This is a genomic window from Acidovorax delafieldii 2AN, assembly GCF_000175235.1.
GTDB classification, from domain to species: Bacteria; Pseudomonadota; Gammaproteobacteria; order Burkholderiales; family Burkholderiaceae_C; genus Acidovorax; species Acidovorax delafieldii_B.
On sequence record NZ_ACQT01000515.1, the window covers coordinates 1 to 1202 of the forward strand.

Sequence of the window (1202 nt, forward strand, 5' to 3'; positions counted from 1 at the left end):
GCGGGGCGCGTGCGCGACTCCTTGATGCTGGCGCTCCAGCGGGCGCGTTCGCGCTGCCATATATCGGCCGGCCAGCTGGGCTCGCCCATCTGGCGCGCCGCCAAGAGCGCTGCGCGCTCGAGCAAGGCCGGATCGGTGAGGGAACGCAGCGAAAAGTGCAGTGCATCGCTGTCGGCACTGGCATCGAAGCTGGCGCCCAGATCGGCCCAGGCCTCGCCCAGCGCGTTCTCGTCGAGCGGAGGGGCCGCGCCCTGCCCCTGGGCACCGTTCGCCGCCATGCCCAGCACGCCCTTGGACGCCATGGTCGCCACAGCACGCGCCAGGCCCGCCTGGGCCGCCGGGTCGCGGCGGCTGCCGCCGTCGAAATCGAGCTGCACGTCTACCATCGGGATCACCGGGCTTTCCACCAGCCAGACCTGGGCGCCGTTCGGCTCGCTCCAGTGCTGGATGGGCAGCAGCGCCCACGCGGGGCTTGCACCAAACAAAGCGCCAGCGCTTGCCAGCAAAGCGCTCACAGCTATTCTTTTCATAGTCATCATGCGGAGTTTCTGCAGGGGTTCAATGGCGCATCGGTGTGGCCGGCGCTGCGCGCTTGGCCTTGGGGTCGAGCGGCTGGGGCAGCAGCGTGGCCACCGTGAGCTGGTCGTCGCCAAAATACCGGGCGGCCACCGATTGCACCTGCTCGGGCGTGACGGTGCGCAGCAGCGCCAGGAGGCGCTCCTCCGCGTCGAGCGGCCAGCCTTGCACCCAGTTGCTGCCCAGGTCCTGCGCCTGCTCGTGCACCGAGTCGCGCTGGTACACGCTGGAGGCGATCCACTGGGTCTTCACGCGCGCCAGTTCGGCCTCGCTCACGCCTTCGCGGGCGACGCGCGCCACCTCGGCGCGCAGGGCATCCTCGACCTGCTGGACCGTCTTGCCATCGGCGGGCACACCACTGAGCAGGAACAGGCTGGGCCCCCGCCCCGTCACCATGGCCGAGCTGCCCGCGCTGTCGGCCACGCGCTGCGGCCCCTGGCTCAGGGCACGCTCCAGGCGCGCACCGTCATAGCCGCTGAGCACCGCCGACAGCACCATGAGCGCCAGCGCATCGCGGTCCCCATCGGTGAGTGCATCGACCCGCTCCATGCCCGGCACCCGGAACGCCATGGCCACGTAGGCCTGTTCGGCCGGCGCCTTGACCGCAATGCGTCGCAGGCCCTGCT

1 protein-coding gene and 1 pseudogene are annotated in these 1202 nt (G+C 70.9%); both read right to left on the reverse strand.

The annotated features are described in order from the left end of the window. Positions 1 to 539, reverse strand: a pseudogene (locus ACDELDRAFT_RS22705) (insulinase family protein); the annotation flags it as partial. Between the two features lie 19 nt (positions 540 to 558). After that, on the reverse strand, positions 559 to 1202 hold a 644-nt coding region (locus tag ACDELDRAFT_RS22710; RefSeq protein WP_005801391.1), incomplete at its 5' end, for a M16 family metallopeptidase.